The 19,918-nt window shown below is 63.2% G+C and carries 22 protein-coding genes, 2 tRNA genes and 1 pseudogene; 20 read left to right on the top strand and 5 right to left on the bottom strand.

Features of this window, described 5'->3' with window-relative positions; genetic code table 11:
* Window positions 1-255 precede the first annotated feature (255 nt).
* Window positions 256-732 (top strand): Crp/Fnr family transcriptional regulator, encoded by a 477-nt coding sequence (locus AC0L3B_RS07745; protein WP_018453100.1) that lies wholly within the window; start codon window positions 256-258, stop codon window positions 730-732.
* A gap of 674 nt (window positions 733-1,406) precedes the next feature.
* Here the strand turns inward: AC0L3B_RS07745 and AC0L3B_RS07740 are convergent.
* Complete coding sequence (locus AC0L3B_RS07740) at window positions 1,407-2,357, bottom strand: LysR family transcriptional regulator (protein ID WP_085361133.1); 951 nt, start codon at window positions 2,355-2,357, stop codon at window positions 1,407-1,409.
* 76 nt (window positions 2,358-2,433) lie between these two features.
* Here AC0L3B_RS07740 and AC0L3B_RS07735 point away from each other — a divergent pair, with 76 nt between their 5' ends.
* Window positions 2,434-2,988: a YybH family protein gene (locus AC0L3B_RS07735; protein WP_026232462.1), complete on the top strand. Its 555-nt coding sequence runs from the start codon at window positions 2,434-2,436 to the stop codon at window positions 2,986-2,988.
* An 825-nt stretch (window positions 2,989-3,813) separates the two neighbouring features.
* On the opposite strand, the gene AC0L3B_RS07730 is transcribed toward AC0L3B_RS07735, so the two are convergent.
* Window positions 3,814-3,888, bottom strand: a tRNA-Thr gene (locus AC0L3B_RS07730).
* A gap of 315 nt (window positions 3,889-4,203) precedes the next feature.
* Here AC0L3B_RS07730 and AC0L3B_RS07725 point away from each other — a divergent pair.
* The 14 genes from AC0L3B_RS07725 to AC0L3B_RS07660 all read left to right on the top strand — a co-directional run bounded on the left by AC0L3B_RS07725 (window position 4,204) and on the right by AC0L3B_RS07660 (window position 13,838).
* The gene (locus AC0L3B_RS07725) at window positions 4,204-4,416 is read left to right on the top strand and encodes a hypothetical protein (RefSeq protein ID WP_085361131.1); all 213 of its coding nucleotides are present in this window, start codon (window positions 4,204-4,206) and stop codon (window positions 4,414-4,416) included.
* A gap of 14 nt (window positions 4,417-4,430) precedes the next feature.
* A complete protein-coding gene (locus AC0L3B_RS07720; RefSeq protein WP_473380246.1) occupies window positions 4,431-6,149 on the top strand; it encodes an FAD-dependent oxidoreductase in 1,719 nt (572 codons plus the stop codon).
* Window positions 6,150-6,386: 237 nt separating this feature from the next.
* A complete protein-coding gene (locus AC0L3B_RS07715) occupies window positions 6,387-6,695 on the top strand; it encodes an EthD family reductase (protein ID WP_007615494.1) in 309 nt (102 codons plus the stop codon).
* 226 nt (window positions 6,696-6,921) lie between these two features.
* On the top strand, window positions 6,922-7,431 hold the full coding sequence (locus AC0L3B_RS07710) for a hypothetical protein (protein ID WP_368506957.1): 510 nt from the start codon (window positions 6,922-6,924) through the stop codon (window positions 7,429-7,431).
* A 19-nt stretch (window positions 7,432-7,450) separates the two neighbouring features.
* A complete protein-coding gene (locus AC0L3B_RS07705; RefSeq protein WP_368506958.1) occupies window positions 7,451-8,275 on the top strand; it encodes an alpha/beta fold hydrolase in 825 nt (274 codons plus the stop codon).
* Window positions 8,276-8,411: 136 nt separating this feature from the next.
* On the top strand, window positions 8,412-9,071 hold the full coding sequence (locus AC0L3B_RS07700; RefSeq protein WP_473380245.1) for an NAD(P)H-binding protein: 660 nt from the start codon (window positions 8,412-8,414) through the stop codon (window positions 9,069-9,071).
* An 81-nt stretch (window positions 9,072-9,152) separates the two neighbouring features.
* Complete coding sequence (locus tag AC0L3B_RS07695) at window positions 9,153-9,590, top strand: DUF2948 family protein (protein ID WP_204514011.1); 438 nt, start codon at window positions 9,153-9,155, stop codon at window positions 9,588-9,590.
* Between the two features lie 152 nt (window positions 9,591-9,742).
* Window positions 9,743-11,038, top strand: coding sequence for a histidinol dehydrogenase (gene hisD / locus AC0L3B_RS07690; protein WP_473380244.1), 1,296 nt, complete (start codon window positions 9,743-9,745; stop codon window positions 11,036-11,038).
* The gene (locus AC0L3B_RS07685; protein WP_018453111.1) at window positions 11,035-11,532 is read left to right on the top strand and encodes a UPF0262 family protein; all 498 of its coding nucleotides are present in this window, start codon (window positions 11,035-11,037) and stop codon (window positions 11,530-11,532) included. The genes hisD and AC0L3B_RS07685 overlap by 4 nt, the downstream gene beginning before the upstream one ends.
* Window positions 11,533-11,537: 5 nt before the next feature.
* Complete coding sequence (locus tag AC0L3B_RS07680; protein ID WP_018453112.1) at window positions 11,538-12,005, top strand: arsenate-mycothiol transferase ArsC; 468 nt, start codon at window positions 11,538-11,540, stop codon at window positions 12,003-12,005.
* A gap of 156 nt (window positions 12,006-12,161) precedes the next feature.
* The gene (locus AC0L3B_RS07675) at window positions 12,162-12,791 is read left to right on the top strand and encodes a Maf-like protein (protein WP_007597557.1); all 630 of its coding nucleotides are present in this window, start codon (window positions 12,162-12,164) and stop codon (window positions 12,789-12,791) included.
* Between the two features lie 155 nt (window positions 12,792-12,946).
* Entirely contained in the window at window positions 12,947-13,129 is a 183-nt protein-coding gene (gene yacG / locus AC0L3B_RS07670; protein WP_446482202.1) for a DNA gyrase inhibitor YacG, read from the top strand.
* 185 nt (window positions 13,130-13,314) lie between these two features.
* Window positions 13,315-13,390, top strand: a tRNA-Phe gene (locus AC0L3B_RS07665).
* Between the two features lie 199 nt (window positions 13,391-13,589).
* The gene (locus tag AC0L3B_RS07660) at window positions 13,590-13,838 is read left to right on the top strand and encodes a hypothetical protein (RefSeq protein ID WP_473380243.1); all 249 of its coding nucleotides are present in this window, start codon (window positions 13,590-13,592) and stop codon (window positions 13,836-13,838) included.
* Between the two features lie 13 nt (window positions 13,839-13,851).
* Here the strand turns inward: AC0L3B_RS07660 and AC0L3B_RS07655 are convergent, their stop codons facing one another.
* Window positions 13,852-14,796, bottom strand: coding sequence for a helix-turn-helix transcriptional regulator (locus AC0L3B_RS07655; protein ID WP_446482201.1), 945 nt, complete (start codon window positions 14,794-14,796; stop codon window positions 13,852-13,854).
* An 848-nt stretch (window positions 14,797-15,644) separates the two neighbouring features.
* Between AC0L3B_RS07655 and AC0L3B_RS07650 the strand changes: the two genes are divergently transcribed.
* From AC0L3B_RS07650 to AC0L3B_RS07640, 3 genes are read left to right on the top strand one after another with little or no spacing between them, the layout of a single operon-like run.
* Window positions 15,645-16,319, top strand: a complete 675-nt coding sequence (locus tag AC0L3B_RS07650) for an FABP family protein (RefSeq protein WP_368506964.1) — start codon at window positions 15,645-15,647, stop codon at window positions 16,317-16,319.
* A 19-nt stretch (window positions 16,320-16,338) separates the two neighbouring features.
* Window positions 16,339-17,049, top strand: coding sequence for a RibD family protein (locus AC0L3B_RS07645; RefSeq protein WP_377788602.1), 711 nt, complete (start codon window positions 16,339-16,341; stop codon window positions 17,047-17,049).
* A 10-nt stretch (window positions 17,050-17,059) separates the two neighbouring features.
* Window positions 17,060-18,331, top strand: coding sequence for a flavin monoamine oxidase family protein (locus AC0L3B_RS07640; protein ID WP_473380242.1), 1,272 nt, complete (start codon window positions 17,060-17,062; stop codon window positions 18,329-18,331).
* A gap of 88 nt (window positions 18,332-18,419) precedes the next feature.
* Here the strand turns inward: AC0L3B_RS07640 and AC0L3B_RS07635 are convergent, their stop codons facing one another.
* On the bottom strand, window positions 18,420-18,740 hold the full coding sequence (locus AC0L3B_RS07635) for a hypothetical protein (RefSeq protein WP_018453118.1): 321 nt from the start codon (window positions 18,738-18,740) through the stop codon (window positions 18,420-18,422).
* Window positions 18,741-19,010: 270 nt separating this feature from the next.
* Here AC0L3B_RS07635 and AC0L3B_RS07630 point away from each other — a divergent pair.
* A pseudogene (locus tag AC0L3B_RS07630) lies at window positions 19,011-19,138 on the top strand (oleate hydratase); the annotation flags it as partial.
* 38 nt (window positions 19,139-19,176) lie between these two features.
* On the opposite strand, the gene AC0L3B_RS07625 reads toward AC0L3B_RS07630, so the two are convergent.
* Complete coding sequence (locus AC0L3B_RS07625) at window positions 19,177-19,767, bottom strand: hypothetical protein (RefSeq protein ID WP_204512526.1); 591 nt, start codon at window positions 19,765-19,767, stop codon at window positions 19,177-19,179.
* Window positions 19,768-19,918: the final 151 nt, after the last annotated feature.

Genomic DNA, 19,918 nt, shown 5'->3' with positions numbered 1-19,918 from the left:
GGTGCAAACCGCGGCAGGCCATTCCTCACGGAACAGGTCGAGAATAACTGATCGCGCTATTACAAGGGTGGGCAAAGGCGCGTAGCGCCGTGCCCACCATCTATCTATCAATGGTGGTTGGTGGGCACGCTTCGCTTCGCCCAGCCTACGAGCTCCGAAACTTTCGCTGACCCCCTTGTTCCAACACGTTCGGCGTCGTTACCGCTGGTATCGGCTCCGCTTGCCCGGGAAGGCGCTCAAGATTATCCTCGCGCGATGGCCGTCAGTGTCCCCGACCTGAGAGCATTCCTGCTCGCCACACCGTTCTTCGGCGGTATCCCGGATCAAAGTCTCGACCTCCTGATGTCGATGCTGGTTGAGTGCCGATTTGATACCGGAGCAACCGTCGTGACGGAGGGCGAGCCCGGACGCTCGCTGTTCATCGTCAAATCCGGCCGGCTGGCGGTGAGCAAGCGGGCGAATGCGGGCAACGTCATCCCGATTTCCGTTCTGGAGCCCGGCGATTTCTTCGGTGAGATGACGCTGATTGAAATGCAAAATCGATCCGCCACGGTGGTCGCGGAGAGTCCGACCGTGCTTTACGAGCTGACCGCCCAGAAGCTCTACGCTTGCTACAAGGCCGATATCCACACCTATGTGATCGTCCTGCAAAACATCAATCGCGAGCTATGCCGACGGCTGCGCCGTTCAGACGATCGGTTAGCGGGGCATCAGGTGGGTGACGAGAGTTGACATGCGTAGCATGGGTAGAGCGAAGCGAAACCCATCATGTCTCGTCACCGCGCAAATCTTCCATGGATTTTCGTTTCGCTGTACCCATCCTACGAACTCCCCGGCACCGTAGGCTTCGAATAGGAAACTAACATGGCTCAAGCCGGAGATAATGGACGGTTCGCGGCGTTCAAGCACCACGCCAAGGTGCACTCCTTCAGAGTCAGCACTGCTTTTCTGACTTGGATTCTGCTCGGCGCGACGCTCTTTTACAAGCCTGAGTGGGTCCGATGGGCCCTGTGAACAGGCACGCACGCTATTGAAGCTGTCGGCGATGCGCTTCCTGGTTATTGGGGCGCTCAGGCCGAAATTGTCTTGCGCGAACTCGGTGGTTTCCTTTGGATCCAGATCACGGCCGCGATCCTGTTTGTCCGGTTCGTGTTCTGGCTGATCGGGGCCTCGTGGCGCCGTGGTCGGCGGTAGATCCAGTCAGCTCGCGTAGGATGGGTAGAGCACTTGCGAAACCCATCATGCTTCGTCACCGAGCAATGCTATGCAATTCCTGGCCAAAACTGACTGGAGCTCTCGCTCGGGCGATGCCCGCAAGTGACCCCGAAGCGGCGGTCGCGGGGAAGTTGAGGTTCGCTAAGGCCCCACAGGCCTAAAATGTGCTTTAAGGAATATAAGAGACATCCTCAGCTGAGGGAGCCAACCTCAGCGGCGATTTCTTCCGTCAACCACGCAATGCCCGCATCCATCATTGCTGCCTTGGTCGTAATGGCCATGATTGCATCGGACTTCCGCTTCAAAGGAAGCTCAACCAATTGCAGCGCGAAACGAGCCGCGTATCTCTCGACGAGACGGCGCGGCAATGTTGCTATCAAGTCCGAGTTTGAAATTTGCGTGAGTGCCATCATAAAGGTGGGCACGGTCAGGACAATGCGGCGCTGGAGGCCGCGCTTCTCCAGGAGTTGGTCGACAAAACCTCGCGGATCGCCGTCGAGCGACACAAGAAGATGCTGTGCTCTGCAGAATGCAGCAATCGTTGGTGCGCGGGCGAATCCGTTTCCCTTGCGCATCGCGACCACGAAACACTCATCGTAAAGCTTTCTTGCCTGGAAGCGGGTTGGCACTGTGCCCAGGGGCAGGATGGCCAAGTCGATTTCGCGCTTCTCCAGCTTCTCCAGGCTTGACCGCCAAGGGTGCTCCACAGCGCTTGCATGCCGCCCTGGCATCAGATGGATCAAGCTCAGGTCGGCACGGGGTGCCTTTCTCCTGAGCCGCCCCGCAAATGGTCCCATCACCGTGTCCATGATCGCATCAGGAGCGCCAATGGAAAAACGGCGGCTACTTGTAGTCGCGTCGAAGGGCGTAGCTGAAGCAAATACGCGCCCTACGCGAGAAAGGATATCTCCTACTGGCTCGCCGAGTTCCAGCGCACGCTCCGTCGGCACAACACCCTTCGGCGTCCGTAAGAACAGGGGGTCATTAAATAGATGCCGTAGCCGCCCAAGTGAATGACTTACGGCAGAAGGGGTGATGTTCAAGCGGCTAGCCGCTCGCGCCACGTGGCTCTCCTCCAGCACAGTGTGGAAGACCAGCAGCAAGTTAAGATCGACTTTTGACAAGGAAATGTGGTTCAGCATATTGCTGAGGTTATATCACTGGATTCATGTCCCTGAAAGCTCCATGGATTGCGCAACGTTAGCCACAGGAGCTGAAATGACCAAACACCATGCAAACTGGCCAGGAACGCTGTCACGGCGGTCCGCGATCACGACAGTCGCTGCGGCATCGTTGACCCCTCGATTTTGCGCTAGTGTGGCTGCCAGTGACGACGTCGCTCACCTTATCGAGCGCGCCGCTGCGAAAAACGCGGCCTTCATGCGCGGGGACATGGATCGTTGGCTGGCCCTTGTTCGCATCGCCAGTGACTTCACGTTAATGCAACCATTCGGCGGCCCAACTAGCCACGGGTTCGACGCAAGTCCTGAACGTTTGGCGAAGCTATCTCAGTTTTTCAAGAACGGTGAGACGACCTTGGAGGTCGTGCAAACCTATGCATCGGACAAGCTGGTCGTTCTCGTCATGGTCGAGCGGCAATATGCCGAAGTCGGGAGCTTACCAAAACAAGACTGGTCGCTCCGAGTTACGGAAATCTATCGCAAGGACGGTTCTGAATGGCAGTTAGTCCATCGCCACGCAGACCCGCTGGTTCATGGCGTTACGTTGCAGGAGGCGGCGACGATTGCTCGCGGCGGACGTAAGGATGAATGACCGCGGCAACTGGCGTCTTATCAGAAGAAGGATCGATTGCGCCGAAGACTGCATTACATGCAGGTCCACTTCCCCTTTTGGCCCCATAGCGGAAGTCTGCTCGACGTCGGCTTGTATCCCCTTCCATAGGTGGGGCGATATACGTGCTTAGGCGCGCGCTAGGCAGGCAAATCTGACCCGTCGGGCAAAACACCTCTCTCCTGCAAAATCTCGTCAACCCTCCTCCACAAAAATATTCCACTTTACCGAAATTCGGAATCGCAGTATCAATCCGCCATCCCGGTCCAGGGAGAGGGGCGATCGTCCGTCGTAACGTACGTGGATCGGGGGGCGGTGGACGCGGCAGTGTCGGGCACGCGAAGGCGGAACCAGGGCGAGATGAACCTCGTGAGGTCCTGTTGCGTGCGGACGAACGGCGCCTGTGTCCGGCGAAGCCTCTTGGCGAAGCCGGATCGCTGCGTACGGCAAAATCGTGTGGTCCTGGCCGTCGTTGCTACGGTCAAGCCTTGCGGAGATGGATCGAGGCTCAACCGGGTCTCAATGCATCGTCAATTCGCAAGGCGACGGTGACAAAAAGGAACTCGTCGCCGGGGAGAGCGCGGCATAAGCCGTCAACCCACTGCGCAGGGAAGGCCGAGTGTTCGGCGTCACCTGTATGCTGCTGTGCGGTCTTTTTGCGCTACATTTTCGCGCAGCGGACCGCGGGTGCCAGCCGGCACCCGGTCTTCCCTGCGCCCTCTTCACAGAGGAGGGTCAAGGTAGAAGCAAAACTCGGGCATCTCATGCCGCGAGAAGGCTGTTTCATGTGTGATTTGAGCGAGGGAATGGTGCTGCCAGACAGGATTGAACTGTCGACCTCTCCATTACCAATGGAGTGCTCTACCACTGAGCTACGGCAGCATGTGCTGGGATAAGAATCGGCCGCCACGAGGGCCTACCAAGCGGGCCGATATCTGCCACAAGGCCCCCTCCTGTGCAAGCTTGCTAGCTCTGCCAAAGCGATAAAATCGGGTCGATATCGGGGCCAAAATGCCTGTTCTGGCGCGAAACGGCCGACTTTCCGCGGAATAGGTTCCGATATCCCCACCCAACTGGCCAGTTGCCCGATACGCCGGATTCGATCCATTTCGATTTTCGCACGATCGGATCGCGCAGGCCTCTTGAGCCGCCTTATTCCTCGGGCATGTTATCGCCGATCGCTGTAATGGACCGGTGATGGCAGACGAGAACGACAAGAGCACGAAGCAGGACGCCAGACAGGCGAGGGCGTCCCGCGACGACCGGCTCAAATCGGCGCTGCGCGAAAACCTGAAGCGGCGGAAGATGCAGGCGCGCGAACGCGCCGCAAGCACCGACCCCTCGCAGAATGAAGATGGTTCCCTAGATGAGGGGGCCGCCGGCGAGATAGCCGGCAAGACCGGCGACTAGAATTTTTGGAGTGCATGGACGTGGCAACGGGGCAGGACGAATCGCAACGACCCGAGAGTGACGCGCAGATGTCGCGGTTCACCCGCCCTGAACAGACCTTTCCGGCGCTGACACCAGCCGAGATCGAGCGTGTCAGGCATTTCGGCGAGGTCCGCAACTATGCCGATGGGGAATTCCTGTTCGAGACCGGTAAGCCGGGACCCGGCATGTTCGTCGTGCTCAAGGGCCACGTCGCCATCACCCAGCGCGACGGCCTCGGCCATGTCACGCCGTTGATCGATCAGGGGCCGGGGCAATTTTTGGCCGAGCTGAGCCAGCTCTCCGGACGGCCGGCGCTGGTCGACGGCCGCGCCGAAGGCGATGTCGAGACGCTGCTGTTGCCGCCGGAGCGGCTGCGCGCGCTGCTGGTCGCCGAGGCCGAACTCGGCGAGCGCATCATGCGCGCGCTGATCCTGCGCCGGGTCAATCTGCTCCAGGGCGGCGTCGGCGGCGTGGTGCTGATCGGTCCGTCGCATTCGGCAGGCGTGGTGCGGTTGCAGGGCTTCCTCACCCGCAACGGCCAGCCGCATCATCTGCTCGATCCCGCGCGCGATCGCGACGCCGCCGACGTCATCGCGCGTTATTCGCCCAAGCCGGACGACTGGCCGCTGGTCGTCACACCCGATGGTGCGGTGCTGCGCAATCCCGGCGAAACCGAGCTTGCGCGCGCGATCGGCATGATCGGCGGTCCGCGCAACGACCGTATCTACGACGTCGCGATCGTCGGCTCGGGGCCAGCCGGGCTCGCCACGGCCGTGTATGCCGCGTCCGAAGGCCTCTCCGTCGCCGTGCTCGACACCCGCGCCTTCGGCGGCCAGGCCGGCGCCAGCGCGCGCATCGAAAACTATCTGGGCTTTCCGACCGGCATTTCCGGCCAGGCCCTGACCGCGCGCGCCTTCAACCAGGCACAAAAGTTCGGCGCGGAAATCATGATCCCGGTGACGGTGAAGTCGCTCGACTGCACGCGCAAGGACGGCGCGTTCTCGGTGGCGCTTGACGGCTGCGATCCCCTGCATTCGCGCGCGGTGGTGGTCGCAAGCGGCGCACGCTATCGCCGGCCCGAGATCGAGAACCTCGACAAGTTCGAAGGCCGTGGCGTCTGGTATTGGGCCTCGCCGGTCGAGGCGAAGCTCTGCGCCGGCGAGGAAGTGGCGCTGGTCGGCGCCGGAAACTCGGCGGGGCAGGCCGCTGTGTTCCTGTCGGGGCACGCCAAAAAAGTGCTGATGATCATCCGCGGCGGCGGTCTCGGCGCCAGCATGTCGCGCTATCTCATCGAGCGCATCGAAGCCACGCCGAACATCGAACTGATGTTCAACACCGAGATCACGGCGCTCGAAGGCGACGAGGCCTCGCTGCTGCGGCGCATCCGCTGGAAGAGCCGGCTCTCGGCCGACGAGGATTTCGCCGACATCCGCAATCTCTTCCTGTTCGTCGGCGCCGATCCCGCCACCAACTGGCTCGACGGCTGCGGCATCACGCTCGATCGCGGCGGCTTCGTCGTCACAGGCGCGCAGTCCGAGCAGAACCAGGGCCGGCTGGTCGCGCCGCTGGAGACGTCGGTGCCCGGCGTGTACGCCGTCGGCGACGTCCGCTCCGGCTCGGTCAAGCGCGTCGGCGGCGCCATCGGCGAAGGCGCCCAGGTCGTGGCCTCCCTGCACGGCTTCCTCGGCGACGCCGCAAAACCGGCGGTTTAGTCAAGGACAAGGCAAGTAAATGGCAAGTCGAATGAGGCTTGCCATCTTGCGGTGTGATGCGTGACTATCTCCTCATCCTGAGGAGCGCGCATTGCGCGCGTCTCGAAGGATGAAGGCCCAGCTGCCAAAGCCGGGCCTGCATGGTTCGCGCGGCGATGCGCAAGCATCGTCCGCAGGGGCGCTCGCGCGCCTCCTCACCATGAGGATCGACAAAGAAGCGCTTAACGGGAGGACTAAATGGCTGAAATCGTCGTGCTGTATAAAACGCCCACGGATGCTGCGGCCTTCGACAAATACTATGCCGAGACCCACATTCCGCTCGCCAAGAAACTTCCAGGCTTGAAGAAGTACGCCATCAGCAAGGGGCCGGTCGGCTCCCCCGCTGGACCTTCCGGAATCCATCTCGTCGCCATTCTCACCTTCGACAGCACGGCCGACATCCAGGCGGCATTCGCTAGCCCGGAAGGCAAGGCGACCGGCGCCGACGTGCCGAAATTCGCCAGTGGCGGCGCCGACCTGTTGATCTTCGACACCAAGGAAGTGTGAACCGCGATTCGACTTCGTCGACTCGTAGCCCCGGATTTCGCTTCGCTCCATCCGGGCTACAACTGCCGTCGTTTGTGACAGCGGTGCAAATAATTCAGCCATGCGTTTTCGATTCGCACGATGACGCATGGCTGCGCACGCATGTGTGACGCCAGCGCGTGTGGCAATCTGATGAGGGCCGTAATATCAATCTCCCGAACTCGATGCAGAGAATAGGAGAGATGTCATGGTTCTTGGGTTGAGCTTGCCCGCCTTCACGCTGGTTCATGTCATCATCAGCCTGATCGGCATCGCCGCCGGCCTCGTCGTGATGTTCGGCCTGCTCGGCTCGAAGTCGATGCCGGGCCTCACCGCGATTTTCTTAGCGTTCACGATCCTCACCAGTGCCACCGGCTTCCTGTTTCCGTTCAAGGAGCTGCTGCCGTCGCATATCATCGGCATCATCTCGCTGGTGCTGCTCGCGATCGCCTGCGTCGCGCTCTACGGCATGAAGCTCGCTGGGGTGTGGCGCCCGGTCTACATCGTGACCGCGATGATCTCGCTCTATTTCAACGTCTTCGTGTTGGTGATCCAGTCGTTCCTGAAGGTGCCGGCACTCGCCGCGCTCGCTCCCGCCGTGGCGCCCGCGCCGCCCGGAGGTCCGGTGTTCGCCGTGGTGCAGGGCCTCGTGCTGGTGTTCTTCGTGGTGCTCACCGTCGGCGCCTGGCGCCGCTTCAAACCGATGGCGTTCGCCTGAACATACAAGGAGCCTGACAATGCCCACCATCACCACCAAGGACGGCGTCGAGATCTTCTACAAGGACTGGGGAAGTGGCCAGCCGATCGTGTTCAGTCACGGCTGGCCGCTGTCGGCTGACGACTGGGACGCGCAGATGATGTTCTTCGTCACGCGCGGCTATCGCGTCATCGCGCATGACCGTCGCGGCCATGGCCGTTCGTCGCAGGTCGCCGACGGCCACGACATGGATCATTATGCCGATGATCTCGCAGCCGTGACGGCCCATCTCGATCTCAAGAACGCGATCCATGTCGGCCACTCCACCGGCGGCGGCGAAGTCGTGCATTACATCGCGCGCCATGGCGAGAGCCGGGTGGCGAAGGCCGCGATCCTCTCCGCAGTGCCGCCGCTGATGCTGAAGACGGAGGCTAATCCCGGCGGCCTGCCCAAGAGCGTGTTCGACGATTTCCAGGTGCAGCTCGCTGCCGGCCGCGCCAGCTTCTACCGCGACATCGCGGCCGGCCCCTTCTATGGCTACAACCGTCCCGGCGCAAAGCCCTCGGAAGCGGTGATCCAGAACTGGTGGCGCCAGGGCATGATGGGCGGCGCGAAAGCCCATTACGACGGCATCGTCGCGTTTTCGCAAACCGACTTCACCGAGGATCTGAAGAAGATCAATGTGCCTGTGCTGGTGATGCACGGCGACGACGACCAGATCGTGCCTTACGCCGACTCCGCGCCGCTGTCGGCCAAGCTCTTGAAGAACGGCACGCTGAAGACCTACAAGGGTTTCCCGCACGGCATGCCGACAACGCACGCCGAGACCATCAACGCGGACCTGCTTGCGTTCTTCAAGGAGTGAGCGGCCTCAGTCCACGCGCGGACCGATCTGATTTCGGACGGGCCGGGTGCGAACACGTTCCAGTCGCGTGTGAGCCGGTGGTTGCAGCGTTTCATTAGCCAGTCTGCCGCGGAAGGCGCGCTGCGGGGAGGTCCCGATGCAGATCATCATCTTCGGCGCGACCGGCATGGTCGGGCAGGGCGTTTTGCGCGAATGCCTGATCGATGCCCGCATCGATCGCGTGCTCGTGGTCGGCCGCAGCCCGACCGGCGTGCGCCACGCCAAGCTCACCGAGATCACACACGGCGAGTTCACGGACTACTCGGCGATCGAAGCGCAGCTCACCGGCTTCGATGCCTGCTTCTTCTGCCTCGGCGTCTCCTCGATCGGCATGAGCGGGGAGCGCTACCGCCATCTGACCTATGACATCACGCTCGCAGCGGCGACCGCGCTGGCACGGCTCAATCCGCACATGACATTCGTCTATGTCACGGGCGCCGGCACTGATTCCACCGAGCAGGGTTCGCGGATGTGGGCGCGGATCAAGGGCAAGACCGAGAACGACCTGCTCAAGCTGCCATTCAAGGCGGCCTACATGTTCCGGCCCGGTGCGATCCAACCGCTCCACGGTGCCCGCTCCAAGACTGCGTGGGTGCAGGCCGTGTATGCAGCAAGTTGGCCGCTGTGGTCGGTGCTGCGCCGGCTCTCGCCGCGGCTCGTTACCTCGACCGAGCAGATCGGCCGCGCCATGATCCGGGTTGCGCGGGAGGGGTATCCGCGAAAGGTGCTGGAGATGGAGGATATCAATAGCCTCTAGTCCCGTAGGGCATTAGTTCTAGGGAAATTTCGCCGCCCGCGCGCGTTGAGCCCTATCCGCCCGAAGGAGAAAGCGCCGTCGATGTCTCCCCAGCTCAAACTGATCGCGCTCGACGCCGACGACCTCTCCGTGATCTCGGCCCACGTCCAGGACGCCCGCGTGCAGCCCTCGGACATTATCTGGCGGCAAAGCGAAAAGCGGCTGGTCGTCGGCATGAGCCGGTTGGACTGGGAGCAGACGCTGGACGGCGAAGCCGAGCCGCGCAGGCTGGTGGCGGCTCTCCGGTTCGACCGCGTGCTCGCCTGCAAGTCGCGCGACATCGACCTCGACGCGCCGGACACTGTCTTGGACCTTGTCGGCATCGAATTCCACGGCCAGGACGCCCCCGGCGGGAGCGCGCTGCTGCTGTTTGCCCAAGGCGGCGCCATCCGCCTCGATGTCGAATGCCTGGAATGCGAGCTGACGGATCTGGGGGCGGATCAGCTGGGGACAGGGCTGGAGGCTGAAGGGAAAGGGTGAGGTGGCATGCCAACGCCACGCCTTCCGGTTTCGCCAGGACGACGCCGGAGGGGAGCGGCCCGGCTCAAGGGTTGACGCAGCTTCCCCGCCGCGCCATTGAGCAGGGGCCTGGTGAGCCAAACCGCGCCCCCAAAAACCAGTTAGAAGCCAAGATGCCCGTTCGTCTCGACCGCAGCAGCGCCGATTTTGACCAGCGATTCGGGGCCTTCCTCGCCGCCAAGCGCGAGGCCTCGGCCGATGTCGAGGCGGCCGCGCGTGCCATCGTCGACGACGTGGCGAAGCGGGGCGATGCCGCCTTGCTCGAGGCCACGGCAAAGTTCGACCGGTTGACGCTCGATGCATCCGACCTGCGCGTCACCGCCGCCGAGATCGAGGCCGCGGTGAAAGCCTGTGATGCAGCGACGCTGGATGCGCTCAAGCTCGCGCGCGATCGCATCGAGACCTATCACCGCCGCCAACTGCCGAAGGACGAGCGCTTCACCGATCAGCTCGGCGTCGAGCTCGGCTGGCGCTACACCGCGATCGAATCCGCCGGCCTCTACGTGCCCGGCGGCACCGCGGCCTATCCGTCCTCGGTGTTGATGAATGCGGTGCCGGCAAAGGTCGCCGGCGTGACGCGTCTCGTCATGGTGGTGCCCTCGCCCGACGGCAAGCTCAATCCGCTGGTGCTGGCGGCGGCAAAGCTTGGCGGCGTCACCGAGATCTATCGCGTCGGCGGTGCGCAGGCGGTGGCCGCGCTCGCCCATGGCACCGCGACGATCGCGCCCGTCGCCAAGATCGTCGGCCCCGGCAATGCATATGTCGCCGCGGCAAAGCGGCTGGTCTTCGGCAAGGTCGGCATCGACATGATCGCCGGCCCCTCCGAGGTGCTCGTCATCGCCGATGACACCGGCAATGCCGACTGGATTGCCGCCGACCTGCTGGCCCAGGCTGAGCACGATGCCAGCGCGCAGTCGATCCTGATTACCGATTCCGCGCGCCTTGCCGACGATGTCGAAAAAGCCGTCGAGGCGCAGTTGAAGACGCTGCCGCGCGCCGTGATCGCCAGCGCCTCGTGGGCCAATTTCGGCGCCATCATCATGGTGAATAACCTCAACGACGCCATTCCGCTCGCGGATGCGATTGCCGCCGAACATCTCGAGATCATGACGCAAGATCCCGACGCGCTCGCCGCAAAAATCCGCAACGCCGGCGCCGTGTTCCTCGGGCCGCATACGCCGGAGGCGATCGGGGACTATGTCGGCGGCTCCAACCATGTGCTGCCGACGGCGCGCTCGGCACGATTCTCGTCGGGGCTCTCGGTGCACGATTTCCTCAAGCGCACCTCGATCCTGAAATGCGGCCCGGATCAGCTGCGTGCGCTGGGACCAGCCGCGATGATTCTCGGCAAGGCGGAGGGGCTAGATGCCCATTCGCGCTCGATTGGATTGCGCCTCAATTTGTCATGACCCAGCCGCCCGAACAGGACGACTCGACCAATCGCATCGTCGGCGTCACGCTCGACGAGGACTCGATCGGCCGTTCCGGGCCTGACATCGAGCATGAGCGCGCGATCGCGATCTACGATTTGATCGAGCAGAACCTGTTCGCGCCGGAGGGCGCCGACGGGAAGGGGCCGTTCACGCTGCATATCGGGATCACCGGCAGCCGGCTGATGTTCGACATCCGTCGCGAGGACGGCACGCCCGTGGTCGCGCATCTGTTGTCGCTGACGCCGTTCCGGCGGATCGTGAAGGACTATTTCATGATCTGCGACAGCTACTATCAGGCGATCCGCACAGCGACGCCGGACAAGATCGAGGCCATCGACATGGGCCGCCGCGGCATCCATGACGAGGGCTCGCGCACGCTGCAGGAGCGGCTGAAGGGCAAGGTGCGGGTCGATTTCGAGACCTCGCGCCGGCTGTTCACGCTCATTACCGTTCTGCACTGGAAGGGTTAAGCGCGATGGCGGGTCCGCCACGCGCACGCGATCCGCAATCGGTGCTGTTCGCTTGCGCCATGAACAGCGTGCGCTCGCCGATGGCCGAGAGCCTGCTGCGGCACATGTTTCCGCAAGGGCTCTACGTGAAATCGGCCGGCGCCAGGCGCGGCGAACTCGATCCGTTCGCGGTGTCCGTGATGGCCGAGCTCGGCCAGGACATCTCCGCCCACAAGCCTCAGACCTTCGAGGAACTGGAGGATTGGGAGGGGTTGAATTTCGACCTGATCATCACGCTGTCGCCGGAGGCGCATCACAAGGCGCTGGAGCTGACCCGCACGCTTGCCGCCGACGTCGAGTATTGGCCGACGCATGATCCCACCACCATGGAAGGCAGCCGCGACCAGAAGTTGGCTGCCTATCGCGACGTCTGCGACCAGCTCCTGCTGCGCATCCGCCGGCGGTTTTCGAAGGTGGGCGCGGCGAACGGGTAGCATTCGGCGCCCGTAACACCCGCGTCACAGACTGCAGGCACACGCATCCTGTACCCGTCGAATCAGTAAAGTCCGGGTTCCCGGGTTGTGAAATCAGCCCCCGTCCGATAGGTTCCGCGCGCAATTCACCCCCTGCTTCATTCCCCAAATCACCTGATGCTCGGCCGCCCCAAATTCGTTCTCGCCTCCGGTTCGCCGCGGCGCCTGTCGCTGCTCAACCAGGCCGGCATCGAGCCGGACGCGCTCCGGCCCGCCGACGTCGACGAGACGCCGAAGCGGGGCGAGCTGCCGCGCGCCTGCGCCAACCGGCTCGCGCGGGCCAAGGCGGATGCGGCGCTCAAATCGGTGCAGCTTGACGACGAGCTGCGCGGCGCCTTCATCCTCTCCGCCGACACGGTGGTGGCGGTCGGCCGCCGCATCTTGCCCAAAGCCAACCTCGTCGACGAGGCCGCGCAGTGCCTGCGGCTGCTGTCGGGTCGCAACCACCGCGTCTACACCGCGATCACCCTGGTGACGCCGCGCGAGGCCTTCCGCCAGCGCCTGGTCGAGACCCGCGTCCGCTTCAAGCGCCTCTCGGAGGACGACATCCAGGCCTATATCGGCTCCGGCGAATGGCGCGGCAAAGCCGGCGGCTACGCGGTGCAGGGCATCGCCGGCTCCTTCGTGGTCAAGATGGTGGGGTCCTACACCAACGTGGTCGGCCTGCCGCTCTACGAGACCACCACGCTGCTCGGCGGCGAAGGTTTCCCGATCCGCTTCGGCTGGCTCAACGCCACCGCCGTCTGAGCCGAAAAGCCGCTCCTGCAAAAATCGCGAAAACAACCCCATGCACAGTAGAATTGCCCCGCGGAAATCTGGCCGGGACGCCTGCGCTTCCGCCGGAGGAACCCCTTTGGCGACGGGCTCTTGAACTCTCTCACCTCGTGTAAGCTGAGCACCCTATGGACGACCAGGTGAAAAAGCCCGCAAGGCCCCTCAAAACCTGTCCGATCTGCGGCAAGCCGCAGTCCGAGGCCACCCGCCCGTTCTGCTCCTGGCGCTGCCGCGACGTCGATCTGAACCGCTGGCTGAAAGGCTCCTATGTCATTCCCGGCCGGGATGACGAGGCAGACGGAGAGGAATAACCCTGTTCTATCCAGTATTTAAATTGTCGATGCACCGCTACGCGGCGTTGCCTCCGAGCCACGTCCTGCCTTGTGCACAGCCTGGCCACGCCCCGCGAAGCCATCGGCGAAGCGTGGGTGGACAGGCAGCCTTCAGCCCACTATAAACCGCCCGCTCGATGGGCTTTGGCCCCTCTTTGGAGCACGCCCAGGTAGCTCAGTTGGTAGAGCATGCGACTGAAAATCGCAGTGTCGGTGGTTCGATTCCGCCCCTGGGCACCATTTTCGCTCTCCACGGGCAACATCTTCCCCAGCGCCAAGCCTTGAGCGCCAAGCCTTGAGCGCCAAGCCTTGACCAGCCGGCTCGCGCAGCAATCCGTTCCGGAACCAGATCGCGCCCGCCCATTGCTGGCACTCTGCTTGCTCGGCCAGGACCAAAGTCTGGCCTTGGAAGAGAGGCCGTTTCAGGTTGAGGCAAGTGATGCAAGAAATGTCCCGTTCTGGTGCTGCCGGCGAACTCCGGCTCGATGCGTTGGTCGCCGATTTGTGGTGGCGCCTTAGACTCATCAACACCGACATTCTCGAGGAAGAGGCGAGAGCAGGGGTGTTTGACGTGCTTCAGCCGACCTATCCGCTTCTTGCGCTGAATCTTCGCGCGCGACGCGACAATTTGGTCTCGACGATCGGCGTGCTCGAGCAGCGTGCGCGATCAACGTCGGAAGCGGCTTGAGCGGGGTCTTCTGTTACACCGGGAACGTCAGCGATTTCGCGAGCCTGACCAGATCGACCTGGCGCCGGCAGCCCGTCTTTTCGAAGACGTGAATGAGGTGGCTCTTCACGGTGCTGACGGAAACGCCGAGCAAGGCCGAGATCGCGTCTCGCGTGTGTCCCTCGCAAATGAGCTCGAAGATGCGAATCTCGGCCGGCGTCAGGTCATAGAGCTGGTTGAGCGCATCGTGAGGCAATCGCGGCGGCCCGGAGGCTGACGTCACGAACACGGCGGCAGCGGCGCTCTGGATCAGGCCGGATCGTGTGTGGCTGCGTCGCAGCGGCAGAACGTGGATGACGAGAGGCTCACCGCTTTGGCGAGGGATCGGGATGCCGATGCCTTTTTCCCCGAGCGTCGCCTCGTCCTTTGCCGCCTGCGCGACGGCTGATTGCAATGTGGCTGTGGTCGCCACGGATTGAACCGCGATCCGGCCATGCCTTGTCACGATCGGATCGCCGGCCGCGAGCATGGCCGCGGCTGCGGCGTTGGTGTGAACGATCTTCGAATCCTCGTCGGCCAGGACGACGCCCACCGTCAGGGCCTCCACCGTCGCCGCGAATGTGTTGGCTTCCACCGCCTTCATGTCGAACAGATTGCTGATCGTCACGGCGCGGCGGATGTGAGGCGCCAGAAGGCGCAATCCGTCGACCTGCGCATCGTCGATCCGGCCCGCCGACTCATGCTGGCTGAATATCGCATTTCCAACCATCGTCCTGTCGCGAACGAGGCCGACGGCAACGGCGTCGAACAAGCCCTTAGGCAGGGCCCATTCGCGATAGTAGCGGTTGCTGGAAATAACGTCCGGCCGGACGGCTTGGGATTGAACGATCGGCTCGCCGAGCGGGTATTGCCGAATGCGTTCGGCGCCGCCCCAGAGCTCGATGATGTCGGGGCCGTAGCCGACCCCGTTCTGGGCCATCTGGGCCAGGTCGGACCCGGAGAACGTTTGACGACGGCCTTCATGTTGGTGAGGCTGGCGACCGAGAGCGCGCCGGCGGCAAAGCCGAACTCGGCGCAGATCTGATCCAGAACTTCGGTCCAGCCTTCCGGCGCGATCACACAATCATAGACACTGCCGATGAGGTCCGAGAACTTCTCGACCCAAGCCTGCTGCATTCCAAACCACTCACTTGAAAATAAGGACGTCACGTGAACGCTAGTTTAGGAGTGGCTTCATCGCCTATGGTGTATTTCACAATCCTGAGGTGATCTTATCATCGTGATTCCGTGGCGCAAACGGGAACACCGAACACAAATGCTTATGACGCTCTCTTGGGCAGCTGCCATGATTTTCACGAATTCCGGAACGTCAACGCCTTGGCTGCATAAGCCCGACGCTCGGGTGCCTGATTAAAACTGCGGCAGATTCGACGTCGATTGCAAAATCTACCTTGTTGTCAGGTAGCTCGCAGCGATCCACCAAGCGAAAGGCAGAACTCCATGCACAACTCCATCCAGCGATCGCATTGGCGACGTGGTGACACCCTCGAGCGCGACGACGCATCGTCTGCGACCATCGCGACCAGCCCATCGTGCGCGACCATCGCAATCAACCCATCGTCCGGGACCACCGCAATCAACCTAAGGTCCGCGACCACCGCCACTAAGCGCACTGGCGACGGAGCCGAACTGAGGAGGTTCGGCTCCGCTTCGCGTGATGGATCGTCTGCGCGTGACGCCTATGTCCATTCGCGATTGTGAGGCTGGAGAACGAGCCACGCCCGCGCTCTCATGCTATTGCTGCCTCGCAACGACACGAGGACACCCATGCTCCCCCTTCCCGCCGATATCTTCACCGAGCCCGAGGACGTCTCGCCCGACGGGCTTGCCAATCTCGGCCCGCTCCGCCGTCTCGCCGGTGTCTGGCAGGCCGACAAGGGTATCGACATCAATCCGAAGGCCCAGGGGCCGGAGCGGCGGACCTTCATCGAGCGCATCCGGATGGACCCGATCGATCCGCAGGCCAACGGGCCGCAGCTGCTCTATGGGCTGCGCTATCACATCCACATCAACACGCCCGAGGAAGACATCACCTTCCACGACCAGGTCGGCTACTGGTTGTGGGAGCCCGCGACCGGGTTGATCATGCAGACGCTGGCGATCCCGCGCGGGCAGGTGCTGCTGGCGTCGGGCAAGGCCGGGCCGGGCGACAAGGAGATCTCCGTGACCGCCAAGCGCGGCGACACCGCTTACGGGATCTGCTCGACTGATTTTCTGGAACAAGCGTTCCGCACCGATGCTTACCGCTGCGACATCACCTTCAACGACGACGGCAGTTGGACCTATCTGATCCAGACCGAGTTGTTCGTGCGCGGCGCGCCGTTCAACCATCGCGACACCAACACGCTGAAACTCATCGCGCCGCCAAAGCTCAATCCCCTCGCTTTGATCGTGAACGATCGCGCCACTGGGAATGAGAAGGGCAATGAGCCGGCTGCCTGAGCGCGGCCCGGAGATACGCATGAAGCCTTACGTCATCTGCCTGATGCATTCGAGTCTGGACGGCCGCACCCATCCGAGCCGCTGGCGCCCGAAGGGGGCAGGAACGGACTGGTTCGAGAAGATCCACGACGAGCTCGGCGGCGACGCCTGGGTGATCGGCCGCATCACCGGCTCGGAGTTCGCCAAGGGCGAGCCCTATCCCACGACGGCGGACGCGAAATTTCCGCGCGAAAACTGGTTCGCGCGACGCGACGCGAAAACCTATGGCGTCGTGCTCGATGCGCAGGGCAAGATCGGCTGGGGCCGCTCCGATATCGGCGGCGATCCGATCGTCGTCGTGTTGACCGAGAGCGTCGCAGATTCGCATCTCGCGGGGCTCCGCGGCGAGGGCGTGTCCTATATCTTTGCCGGCAAGTCCGAGATCGACCTCGCGCTGACGCTGGACATCCTCAACCGCGAGCTCGGCGTGAAGCGCCTGCTGGTGGAGGGCGGCGGCGTCGCCAACGGCGCGTTCCTGCGTGCCGGCCTGATCGACGAGTTCAACCTGATCCTCAGTCCCGCGATCGACGGCGCCAAGGGCGCGCCATTCGTGTTCGATTCCACGGACTCCGACGGCGACCGGCGCGCACCACTGAGCGCGATGACGCTGGAGAGCACGCGGGATGTCGGTGGCGGCGTCCTGCTGCTGCGCTATCTGATCCAGAACGATCCGCAGGCCGTGGGCAAGTAACAGCACCGAGATGTCGGCAACATCCGAGCATATCGTCATTGTCGGTGCCGGCGCGGCCGGTCTGATGGCGGCGCGCGAGCTGGCGCGCGCGGGCAGGACCGTGACAATCCTGGAGGCGCGCGAGCGCTGCGGCGGCCGCATCCATCCGCTGCCTGCTTCGGAGTTCGGCTACCCCGCCGACGGCGGCGCCGAATTCGTCCACGGCGAGGCGCCGGTCACGCGCGCGTTGCTGCGTGAAGCCGGGCTGTCCCTTCAGGAGATCGAGGGCGAGCGATGGGGCTTTGACGGCGCTGACATCGTGCGCGAGGATCGCCACGATCCGCATCAGGCTGAGCTGCACGCCGTGGTTCGGGAATTGAACGACGACCTCACCGTCGCCGATTTCCTGCGCCGGCATTTTGCCGGGGATGAGCATGCGCGGCTGCGCCATTCGATCGAGCGAATGGTTGAGGGCTATGATGCGGCCGATCCCGAGTCCGCCTCCACGCTGGCGCTGCGCGAGGAATGGATGGCTGGCGGGCACTCTCCGCAGGCGCGCATCAAGGGCGGCTATGGTGGGATGATCGACTTCCTGGCAGCCGAGTGCCGCAAGCTTGGCGTGACGTTTCGCTTCGGCTGCGTGGTGTCGGCGATCGAGGAGGAGGGCGGCGCGATCGCCGTTCGCTGTGTCGGCGGCGACGTGCAGGGCTGCGATCGCGTGATCATCACCGTTCCGTTGCCGTTGTTGCGCGAGATCGGGCTGCCGAGCCGCGCGCGCGCGAAGGCGGCGGCGGCCGACGATATCGGCTTCGGTAACGTGATAAAAATCCTGCTGCGCTTCAGGCGGCCATGGTGGCGTGAGCGCAATGAAGAGCTCGCGGACATGGCCTTCCTTTTGTCCGACCAGGCCATCCCGGTGTGGTGGACGCAATATCCGAACCGGCATCCCGTGCTGACCGGATGGTTCGGCGGCCCGCGCACGGCAGCGCTGTCGCGTCTCGACCCGCAAGCGCTGATCGATACCGGGCTCGATTCGCTTGCGATCGTCTTTGGCCTGTCGCGCGAGGACCTCGCACGCGAACTCGTCATCGCGGTCGCGACAAACTGGGCGCACGATCCCTACGCCCGCGGCGCTTATTCCTGGGCGACGCCGCGAACGCGCGAGGCGCAAACGATCCTTGCGCGCGCCGACGGTCCGGTGCTGTTCTCCGGCGAGGCGCTCTATCGCGGAGCCGACATGGGTACAGTCGAAGCGGCGCTGGCGAGCGGTCAACAGACGGCGGGCATAATCTTGCGGGAATAGGCTGACGAGCAAAGAAAGGCCCGCGTTTCGCGAGCCTTTCGTCTTGCTGCCTTTCGTCTTGCTGCCTTTCGTCTTGCTGCCTTTCGTCTTACCAGCGGCTACCGCCGAAGCCGAACGTCACGCTGGGACCGCCGCCGCCGTAATACCCGTATGGTCCACCGCCGTAATAGCCGTGGTGCCGCGGATAATAGCCGTAGCTCCGGTAGTGCGGACGATGAAATCCATGATGGTGGTGAGGACGCCAGTGATGGCGATAGCCGTGATGGTGGTGCCTGTGCTGCGCGCTGATATCGGTTGACTGGGCGGCTGGCGCGTTCTGTTTCGCACTTGAATGATTGGCTGCGTTCGCCGCGGATCCGCCGACAAGCGCCGCAGCACCGACGGCCATCGCGACAAAGAGATACTTCATGTCATCACTCCGGTTGAATGTCGTGTGACAACACATGGTCATCCGGCACGTTCCGGCCAGTGCGGGCGTCGAAACGACGCAGTTACATTGGTCCGGTTCGCGCGGCTGCGTGCGTCTCGTGAGATCTATTGTCGCATCACCGGCGTGATCGCAACTCTGCCATCACTCTGCCGCGAATGACGCAATCACGTCATCGGTGGTGACGATGCGCGCGAATTCGTCGGTGAGCAATCTCGGCTTCGACACACAGCTGGTGCGCGGCCATCTGAATTCGACCCTGGCGTCTTCGAGGATGCGATCTGCATTCCCTGCCGCATGCCCTACATCACCAGCATGTTCATGCCGCGCAGCGCGGCCGACCGCTGCCGGTGCCCAGGAATTCCGTCAATCTCGCCTTCTTCGCGACGCTGGAAAGGCGTTCACGTAACGGATGGAGCTATTTGAACGGATCCTGGATCGACGGCGCCGACTGCCTGATGCGGCGCACGCTCACCGGCGTGCCGTCGGAGACGAACAGGAGTTCGTACTTCCGGCCCTCGCTGTCGGTCGCGGAGCAGGTGACGTCGTTCACCTTCTTGGCGGCGAAATTGCCGGTCTGGCGGCAGAGGCCGGTGGAGGTCTGCTCGGCCGGCACCGGCAGCCCGTCGACCTTGGGGCGGTCCTTGGAGTTGAGCAGCATGCGGTCGATCGGCAGCTCGTAGGAATTGTCGTCGGCGCGCTTGCCGTTCTCGCCGGAGAACGACACGACGTGATTGTCATCAGCGGGATCGTCGACCGCGACCGTGAAATTGACCCGGCCCTTGTCACCATGAGCGTAGGCGACCGTCTTGCAGGGGAAGGTGCGGCCGGCAACCTTCAACGTCTTGCAGTGGCCGGACATCAGCGCCAGCAAGTCGATAAAGGCGGTCTGTTGCCCGGGCGGATTGTTGACGGGAATCGGCGCGGAAGACTCGGCAAAACAAGGGCTTGCCAAGAGGACCAAGGTGGGGACGAGGGCAGCAGCGAGGATGGGGCGGCAGAGGCGCATCGGAAGGCTCACATGCCAGGGAACGACCGAAAAGTCCCGTCGGATAACCAGCGAACCGTAAATTGGTTGCGATCCCGTTTGTTCTGCCGGACTCGTCTGAAATACCACCGCGCCACCCCAACGGCAATTCGCCCATATCGCCCAACCCATT

This window comes from Bradyrhizobium sp. Kon56 (genome assembly GCF_055807635.1).
Note: the sequence above shows the minus strand (reverse complement) of the source record. Positions and strands in the feature narration are given on the sequence as shown.

Coding starts and splice junctions, on each gene's coding strand:
- AC0L3B_RS07685 (WP_018453111.1), top strand. CDS start 11,035: ATGACCCAGCCGCCCGAACAGGACGACTCGACCAATCGCATCGTCGGC.
- AC0L3B_RS07660 (WP_473380243.1), top strand. CDS start 13,590: ATGCAAGAAATGTCCCGTTCTGGTGCTGCCGGCGAACTCCGGCTCGAT.
- AC0L3B_RS07745 (WP_018453100.1), top strand. CDS start 256: ATGGCCGTCAGTGTCCCCGACCTGAGAGCATTCCTGCTCGCCACACCG.
- AC0L3B_RS07650 (WP_368506964.1), top strand. CDS start 15,645: ATGCTCCCCCTTCCCGCCGATATCTTCACCGAGCCCGAGGACGTCTCG.
- AC0L3B_RS07705 (WP_368506958.1), top strand. CDS start 7,451: ATGCCCACCATCACCACCAAGGACGGCGTCGAGATCTTCTACAAGGAC.
- yacG (WP_446482202.1), top strand. CDS start 12,947: ATGGACGACCAGGTGAAAAAGCCCGCAAGGCCCCTCAAAACCTGTCCG.
- AC0L3B_RS07680 (WP_018453112.1), top strand. CDS start 11,538: ATGGCGGGTCCGCCACGCGCACGCGATCCGCAATCGGTGCTGTTCGCT.
- AC0L3B_RS07675 (WP_007597557.1), top strand. CDS start 12,162: ATGCTCGGCCGCCCCAAATTCGTTCTCGCCTCCGGTTCGCCGCGGCGC.
- AC0L3B_RS07645 (WP_377788602.1), top strand. CDS start 16,339: ATGAAGCCTTACGTCATCTGCCTGATGCATTCGAGTCTGGACGGCCGC.
- AC0L3B_RS07715 (WP_007615494.1), top strand. CDS start 6,387: ATGGCTGAAATCGTCGTGCTGTATAAAACGCCCACGGATGCTGCGGCC.
- AC0L3B_RS07700 (WP_473380245.1), top strand. CDS start 8,412: ATGCAGATCATCATCTTCGGCGCGACCGGCATGGTCGGGCAGGGCGTT.
- AC0L3B_RS07695 (WP_204514011.1), top strand. CDS start 9,153: ATGTCTCCCCAGCTCAAACTGATCGCGCTCGACGCCGACGACCTCTCC.
- AC0L3B_RS07720 (WP_473380246.1), top strand. CDS start 4,431: ATGGACGTGGCAACGGGGCAGGACGAATCGCAACGACCCGAGAGTGAC.
- AC0L3B_RS07640 (WP_473380242.1), top strand. CDS start 17,060: ATGTCGGCAACATCCGAGCATATCGTCATTGTCGGTGCCGGCGCGGCC.
- hisD (WP_473380244.1), top strand. CDS start 9,743: ATGCCCGTTCGTCTCGACCGCAGCAGCGCCGATTTTGACCAGCGATTC.
- AC0L3B_RS07710 (WP_368506957.1), top strand. CDS start 6,922: ATGGTTCTTGGGTTGAGCTTGCCCGCCTTCACGCTGGTTCATGTCATC.
- AC0L3B_RS07655 (WP_446482201.1), bottom strand. CDS start 14,796: ATGGCCCAGAACGGGGTCGGCTACGGCCCCGACATCATCGAGCTCTGG.
- AC0L3B_RS07740 (WP_085361133.1), bottom strand. CDS start 2,357: ATGCTGAACCACATTTCCTTGTCAAAAGTCGATCTTAACTTGCTGCTG.
- AC0L3B_RS07635 (WP_018453118.1), bottom strand. CDS start 18,740: ATGAAGTATCTCTTTGTCGCGATGGCCGTCGGTGCTGCGGCGCTTGTC.
- AC0L3B_RS07725 (WP_085361131.1), top strand. CDS start 4,204: ATGGCAGACGAGAACGACAAGAGCACGAAGCAGGACGCCAGACAGGCG.
- AC0L3B_RS07625 (WP_204512526.1), bottom strand. CDS start 19,767: ATGCGCCTCTGCCGCCCCATCCTCGCTGCTGCCCTCGTCCCCACCTTG.
- AC0L3B_RS07735 (WP_026232462.1), top strand. CDS start 2,434: ATGACCAAACACCATGCAAACTGGCCAGGAACGCTGTCACGGCGGTCC.